Here is a 4462-nt window from a genome sequence, read left to right as displayed (position 1 = left end):
GGTGCCGGCGGCGAGCCGGGGGTGCGTCGTGTGGTGGCCGTCGTCCCGGACGGCCCGCTCGCCGAGCTGTTCGCGGGCGCGGGCGCCGCGACCGTCGACCCCGGCGAGGACGGGGAGGGTGTGGTCGACGCCGTGCTGGCCGTGGAGGCCGACGAGCTCCTCGTGCTGCCCAACGGGGAGCTCTCGCGCGACCGGATCAGCGCGCTCGACGCCGCCCTGCGGGACGCCGTCGGCCACGCGTTGATCCTGCCGACGGGATCGGTGGTCCAGGGGCTGGCCGCGCTCGCCGTGCACGACCCCACCACGACCCTGTCCCTGGACGGGTTCTCGATGGCCGACGCGGCGGCGGGCACCCGGCACGCGCACCTCGTCCGCGCCGAGCAGGACGCCCTCACCCTGGTCGGCCGGTGCGCGGCGGGCGACCTGCTCGGCGTTGTCGGCCACGACGTGGCGCTCATCGAAACCGACGCGGTCGAGGCGGTGTGCGCGCTGGTCGCCCGGATGCTGTCCGCCGGCGGGGAGCTCGTCACGGTGTTGTTCGGAGACGAGTACGACGAGGCGGCGACCGAGTCGGTGCTGTCCAGGCTGCGCAGCGCGCACCCCGACATCGAGGTCGTCGGCTACGCCGCGGGCCCGGGGCGGGCGCTGGCGCACGTCGGGGTCGAATGACGACGCTCGCCACCACGGACACGCCCCTGGTCGAGGTGCTCGACCCCGGGCTGGCGGAGCGGATCACCACGGCGTTCGGCCACCGGACCGTCGGGGACCTGCTGCACACCCTGCCGCGGCGCTATCGCCAGCACGGGCAACGCTACGACAAGCGGCAGCTCGTCGACGGCGAGCGCGTGACGGTCATCGGCACGGTCACCACGGCCCGGACGAGGACGTACCACACCAAGAAGGGCCAGCCCCGGGAGATGCTCACGCTCACCGTGGAGGACGGCGACACGGAGTTCCGGGTGGTCTTCTTCGCCGGTCGCAGCATCAAGTACCTGCTCCCGGTGGGCACCCTCGCCATGTTCGACGGCACCGTGTCGCATTTCCGTCGCGCGCCGGACCTCAAGCACCCCGAGTTCCTGGTGCTGCGGCCGGCCTCCGGGCAGGGCGGGCAGCTCAAGGGTTCGGGTGACCTCGCGGCGCTGGCCCGGCTCGCGGCGGAGATCGACGCCGAGGGCGGGCCGAGCCTGTTCGACCGCCCGCTGCTGCCCGTCTACGCCGCGAAGGAGGGCGTCACCTCCTGGGATCTGCTCGGCGCGGTCGTGACCGCGTTGCGGGCCCTGGTGCCGGTGGTCGACCCCCTGGACGACACCGTGCGCTCGGCGGCGGGGTTGATGGGGCTGGACGAGGCGCTGCGCAAGGCCCATCTGCCCGAGAACGCGCGGGAGAAGGACCACGCGGGCCACCGGCTGCGCTTCGACGAGGCGCTCGCCCTGCAGCTGCTGCTCGGCGCGCGGCGCCGGTTCCTCGCGCGGGACCCGGCGCCGGCGAGCCCGGTGCGCGACGACGGTATCCGTGCGGCGATGGGCGCCCGCATGCCGTTCGAGCTCACCGACGGACAGAAGGCCGTGCTGGAGGAGATCTCCGCCGACCTGGCGCGGGACGAGCCCATGAACCGGCTCCTGCAGGGTGAGGTCGGCTCGGGCAAGACCGTGGTCGCGCTGCTCGCGATGCTGCAGGTGCTCGACGCCGGACGACAGTGCGTCATGCTCGCCCCCACCGAGGTCCTGGCGGTCCAGCACCACCGGTCACTCACGGCGATGCTCGGCGACCTCGGCGAGCGCGGTCGGCTGGGCGCCGCCGACGAGGCCACTCGCGTCGTGCTGCTCACGGGGTCGATGTCGACCGCCCAGCGGCGGGCGGCCCTGCTCGATATCGTCACCGGCGAGGCGGGGATCGTCGTGGGCACCCACGCCCTGATCCAGGACTCGGTGGACTTCTTCGACCTGGGCCTGGTGGTGGTGGACGAGCAGCACCGCTTCGGGGTGCGACAGCGTGACCGCCTGCGGTCCAAGGGCCGCGCCGGCATGGTGCCGCACCTGCTGGTGATGACCGCGACCCCCATCCCGCGGACGATCGCCATGACGGTGTTCGGCGACCTGGAGGTCTCCGAGCTCGAGGAGCTCCCCGGGGGTCGGCGTCCGATCTCGACGTCCGTCGTGCCCGCGCGGGAGCGGCCGGCGTGGTTGGTGCGGGCGTGGGAGCGGGTGCGCGAGGAGGTGGCCGCCGGCCACCGGGCGTACGTGGTGTGTTCCCGCATCGACGCCGACGACGGCAGGTCCGACGACGGGACGAAGGGTGACGACGACGAGGGCGGCGACAGACCGCCGTTGGTCGCCGCCGTGGATCTGCACGAGTACCTGTCCACGGGCCCGCTGGCCGGGCTGCGGATCGGCCTCCTGCACGGCCGGCTCCCGTCGGCGGAGAAGGACGCCACCATGGCCGATTTCGCCGCGGGCCGCCTCGATGTGCTCGTGTCCACGACCGTCATCGAGGTCGGGGTGGACGTCCCCGAGGCCACGGTCATGGTGGTGATGGACGCCGAGCGTTTCGGCGTCAGCCAGCTCCACCAGCTGCGCGGTCGGGTCGGCCGCGGCGGGCTCCCGGGACTGTGCCTGCTCGTGACCAACTCCCGCGCGGGGAGCCGGTCCATGGAACGGCTCGACGCGGTCGCCGCCACGACCGACGGGTTCGTCCTGGCCCACCTGGACCTCGTCCAGCGGCGCGAGGGGGACGTCCTGGGGGACGCGCAGTCCGGGGCGCTGTCGGCGCTACGGCTGCTGTCGGTGGTCGACGACGGCGACGTCATCGAGATCGCGCGCCGCCACGCCGAGGAGATCCTCGAGGCGGACCCGGGCCTGCACCGGCACCCCGCCCTCGCCGAGCGCGTCCGCCGCCTGGCCGGCTCCGAGGAATCCGACTACCTGTTCAGATACTGACGCGACGGGAAACCGAATGACCCGCATCATCTCCGGCCGCCTGCGCGGGCTGTCGATCACCGTGCCGCCTGCTGGCACACGGCCCACCACCGACCGGGTCCGCGAGGCGCTGTTCAGCGCCATCGACAGCCGGGTGGACCTCGACGGCGCCGCCGTCCTCGACCTGTTCGCCGGCTCCGGGGCGCTCGGGCTCGAGGCCCTGTCGCGGGGAGCCGACACCGCGTGGTTCGTCGAGGAGAACCCCCGGGCGGTGGCCTGCCTGAAGAAGAACACCGCAGGGGCCTCGTCGTCGTCCCCCTCCCTGCGCACCACCGTCAGACGGGCGGCCCTCCCGGCAGCCGTCGAGGGCGACTGTCCCGTGCCCGGCGGATTCCACCTGGTCCTGGCCGACCCGCCGTACGAGCGCTCGGCCGTGCTCGACGAGCCGGTTCTGGCCGCGCTGCTCGAGGGGGGCTGGCTCGCGGAGGACGCTCTCGTCGTGTGGGAGCGCTCGAAGCGGGACCCCGCCGTACGGTGGCCCGCCGGCTACGACGTGATCTTCGAGCGCACGTACGGGGAGACCACGATCGAGATGGCCAGGCCGGTTGATACGGTCGCCCCATGACGACCGTCGTGTGCCCAGGCTCCTTCGACCCGGTGACCCTCGGGCACCTCGACATCATCCGCCGCGCCGCGGAGCTGTTCGACGACGTGATCGTGTGCGTGGTCGCCAATCCCAACAAGCAGGGCACCTTCACGATCGACGAGCGCAAGGCGCTCATCGACGAGGTGTGCGCGGACATGCCCGGCGTGCGGGTGGACAGCTTCTACGGACTGCTCGTGGACTACTGCCGCGATCAGGGGGCGACGGCCGTCATCAAGGGCCTGCGCGACTCCACCGACTACGACTACGAGCTGCCGATGGCCCACATGAACCGGTCGATCGCGGGCGTCGACACCGTCTTCCTGCCGACGCGTGCCGACCTGGCGTTCGTGTCGTCGTCGCTGTGCCGCGAGGTCACCCGGCTCGGCGGCGACGTCTCGCACCTGCTGCCGGAGCCGGTCGCCGTCGCGCTGCGAGAGCGTCTGGGCTGAACCGTCGCGCTGCGGGAACGCCCCGGTCGAAATCGCCCGACCACCGGACACACCGTCTCCGCACCGGCCCGCCGCCGTGTGTTGCGGGCACACTGATGGGACGAATGTGACGATCCGGTGAAGGGACGAGCGTGTACCGAGTGTTCCAGGCCCTCGACGAGCTGAACGCGATGATCGAGGACGCCCGCAGTCTGCCCATGACCGCGAACTGCGTGGTGCCCCGGCACGAGTCCCTGCTGTTGCTCGACGACATCCGCGACTCCTTCCCCGGTGAACTCGACGACGCCCAGGACGTGCTCGACCAGCGCGACCGGGTGCTCGCGGAGGCCGACGCCACCGCCCGCGAGACCATCGCCGCCGCGGACGCCGAGGCGGACCGGACCCTGCGCGACGCCCGCGAGGACGCCGACGCGATGCTCGCCGACGCCAAGTCCCGCGCCGACCGCATGGTC

The 4462-nt window shown here is 72.9% G+C and carries 3 protein-coding genes and 2 pseudogenes; all 5 read left to right on the top strand.

All coding sequences use genetic code 11. The features are described 5' to 3' along the window. A pseudogene (locus HMPREF3086_RS01015) lies at nucleotides 1–669 on the top strand (Dak phosphatase); the annotation flags it as partial. Beyond that, a complete protein-coding gene (gene recG / locus HMPREF3086_RS01010) occupies nucleotides 666–2936 on the top strand; it encodes an ATP-dependent DNA helicase RecG (protein WP_070719738.1) in 2271 nt (756 codons plus the stop codon). The pseudogene HMPREF3086_RS01015 and the gene recG, both read left to right, overlap by 4 nt. A gap of 16 nt (nucleotides 2937–2952) precedes the next feature. Further along, a complete protein-coding gene (rsmD, locus tag HMPREF3086_RS01005) occupies nucleotides 2953–3540 on the top strand; it encodes a 16S rRNA (guanine(966)-N(2))-methyltransferase RsmD (RefSeq protein WP_070719737.1) in 588 nt (195 codons plus the stop codon). After that, complete coding sequence (gene coaD, locus HMPREF3086_RS01000) at nucleotides 3537–4010, top strand: pantetheine-phosphate adenylyltransferase (RefSeq protein ID WP_070719736.1); 474 nt, start codon at nucleotides 3537–3539, stop codon at nucleotides 4008–4010. The genes rsmD and coaD overlap by 4 nt, the downstream gene beginning before the upstream one ends. 131 nt (nucleotides 4011–4141) lie before the next feature. Beyond that, nucleotides 4142–4462: pseudogene (locus tag HMPREF3086_RS00995) on the top strand (DivIVA domain-containing protein); the annotation flags it as partial.

Source organism: Dietzia sp. HMSC21D01 (genome assembly GCF_001815995.1).
Lineage (GTDB): Bacteria > Actinomycetota > Actinomycetes > Mycobacteriales > Mycobacteriaceae > Dietzia > Dietzia cinnamea.
This window is presented reverse-complemented; position numbering and strand designations above follow the sequence as displayed.

Coding starts and splice junctions, on each gene's coding strand:
- recG (WP_070719738.1), top strand. CDS start 666: ATGACGACGCTCGCCACCACGGACACGCCCCTGGTCGAGGTGCTCGAC.
- rsmD (WP_070719737.1), top strand. CDS start 2,953: ATGACCCGCATCATCTCCGGCCGCCTGCGCGGGCTGTCGATCACCGTG.
- coaD (WP_070719736.1), top strand. CDS start 3,537: ATGACGACCGTCGTGTGCCCAGGCTCCTTCGACCCGGTGACCCTCGGG.